The organism is Citrobacter sp. wls757, from assembly GCF_005280935.1.
GTDB lineage: Bacteria > Pseudomonadota > Gammaproteobacteria > Enterobacterales > Enterobacteriaceae > Citrobacter > Citrobacter portucalensis.
In genome coordinates this window covers 16,295-18,162 of sequence record NZ_SZWU01000078.1, presented here as the reverse complement: position 1 = coordinate 18,162, position 1,868 = coordinate 16,295, and the positions used below count along the sequence as shown (strand labels likewise).

Sequence of the window (1,868 nt, the reverse complement as noted above, 5' to 3'; positions counted from 1 at the left end):
GTGCAGGGCACGGGATGAGGGAAGATGCTGTAGGGAATTAACGGTCGCGCTGCACGGCGATATGTGCCAGACCAATCAGCGCTTCTCTCCACGGCGTATCGGGCAGCACCTGAAGCGCAGCGATGGCTTTATCAGCCTCTTCTTCTGCCCGCTGACGGGTCCATTCCAGAGAACCACAGGCGTTCATCGCTTCCAGAACCGGCTCCAGAAGGTGACGACCATTACCTTGCTCAATGGCCTGGCGGATCATTAGCGCTTGTTCTGGGGTGCCGTGGCGCATGGCATGCAACAGTGGCAGCGTTGGTTTACCCTCGTTGAGGTCATCACCGACGTTTTTACCCAGCTGCTCGCCATCTGCGCTGTAATCCAGCAAATCGTCAATTAACTGGAAAGCGGTACCGAGATAACGGCCATAATCCTGCAACCCTTTTTCTTGTTCTTCGCTACAGCCTGCCAGAATACCTGAACATTGGGCTGCCGCTTCAAACAAACGCGCGGTCTTACTGTAGATGACGCGCATATAGTTTTCTTCGGTGATGTCCGGGTCGTTGACGTTCATCAACTGCAAGACTTCACCTTCGGCAATGACGTTGACTGCTTTCGACATGACTTCCAGCACTTTCAACGAGCCAAGGCTGGTCATCATCTGAAATGCACGGGTATAGATAAAATCGCCAACCAGCACGCTGGCCGCATTACCAAACGCCGCATTTGCCGTAGCTTTCCCACGGCGCATGTCTGACTCATCCACAACATCGTCGTGCAGCAGGGTCGCTGTGTGGATAAACTCGATGAGGGCCGCAATCGTAACGTGCGCATTTTCCTGGTAACCAACGGCCCGCGCGGCGAGGACGGCGATCATTGGGCGAATGCGTTTTCCGCCGCCGCTAACGATGTAGTACCCCAGTTGATTGATCAACTGAACGTCGGAATTGAGCTGTTCAAGGATTGTCGCATTGACCCCCGCCATATCTTGCGCGGTTAACTCATTGATTTTTTCTAAATTCATCGCAAAAGCCGGGCTTCTCGCCCCGATTACCTTACTGTGTGGGAAGGTAACGTCGGGTTTAGGGTTATAAATATATGCTGATTGTACTGAAAAAACGCCGTAGATAAACGTTACCGTACGTGTTGTGTTTTTTTTCTTCATGTATTGACGGTAGCACTTGTCAAAGGCTCGCGTTTTGCGTAATATTCGCGCCCTATTGTGAATATTTATAGCGCACTCTGAATCATCAAAAAGGTGTGCGCGGAAGCGGAGTTTTTTATGTACGCGGTTTTCCAAAGTGGTGGTAAACAACACCGAGTAAGCGAAGGTCAGACCGTTCGCCTGGAAAAGCTGGACATCGCAACTGGCGAATCTGTTGAATTCGCAGAAGTTCTGATGATCGCAAACGGTGAAGAAGTCAAAATCGGCGTTCCTTTCGTTGATGGCGGCGTTATCAAAGCTGAAGTCGTTGCTCACGGTCGTGGCGAGAAAGTTAAAATTGTTAAGTTTCGTCGTCGTAAACACTACCGTAAGCAGCAGGGCCATCGTCAGTGGTTCACTGATGTGAAAATCACTGGCATCAGCGCTTAAGTTAAGGGGAGCAGATTAAATGGCACATAAAAAGGCTGGCGGCTCGACTCGTAACGGTCGCGATTCAGAAGCTAAACGTCTGGGCGTAAAACGCTTCGGCGGTGAAACAGTTCTGGCTGGTAGCATCATCGTTCGTCAACGTGGTACTAAATTCCACGCTGGCTCCAACGTTGGTTGCGGCAAAGACCACACTCTGTTTGCTAAAGCAGACGGTAAAGTGAAATTTGAAGTGAAAGGCCCGAAAAACCGTAAATTCATCAGCATCGTTGCTGAATAAGTTTTTCGCGTC

3 protein-coding genes are annotated in these 1,868 nt (G+C 50.5%); 2 read left to right on the top strand and 1 reads right to left on the bottom strand.

What is annotated here, in order from left to right:
- Positions 1-37 precede the first annotated feature (37 nt).
- Positions 38-1,009 (bottom strand): octaprenyl diphosphate synthase, encoded by a 972-nt coding sequence (ispB, locus tag FDW94_RS21965; RefSeq protein ID WP_003839953.1) that lies wholly within the window; start codon positions 1,007-1,009, stop codon positions 38-40.
- 258 nt (positions 1,010-1,267) lie between these two features.
- Here ispB and rplU point away from each other — a divergent pair, with 258 nt between their 5' ends.
- Positions 1,268-1,579, top strand: a complete 312-nt coding sequence (gene rplU, locus FDW94_RS21960; RefSeq protein ID WP_003025032.1) for a 50S ribosomal protein L21 — start codon at positions 1,268-1,270, stop codon at positions 1,577-1,579.
- Positions 1,580-1,598: 19 nt separating this feature from the next.
- Positions 1,599-1,856 (top strand): 50S ribosomal protein L27, encoded by a 258-nt coding sequence (rpmA, locus tag FDW94_RS21955; RefSeq protein WP_003025030.1) that lies wholly within the window; start codon positions 1,599-1,601, stop codon positions 1,854-1,856.
- The last annotated feature ends 12 nt before the right edge of the window (positions 1,857-1,868 follow it).

Bases quoted from the DNA above. Each gene is read 5' to 3' on its own strand.
- ispB (WP_003839953.1), bottom strand. From the start codon at position 1,009: ATGAATTTAGAAAAAATCAATGAGTTAACCGCGCAAGATATGGCGGGG.
- rplU (WP_003025032.1), top strand. From the start codon at position 1,268: ATGTACGCGGTTTTCCAAAGTGGTGGTAAACAACACCGAGTAAGCGAA.
- rpmA (WP_003025030.1), top strand. From the start codon at position 1,599: ATGGCACATAAAAAGGCTGGCGGCTCGACTCGTAACGGTCGCGATTCA.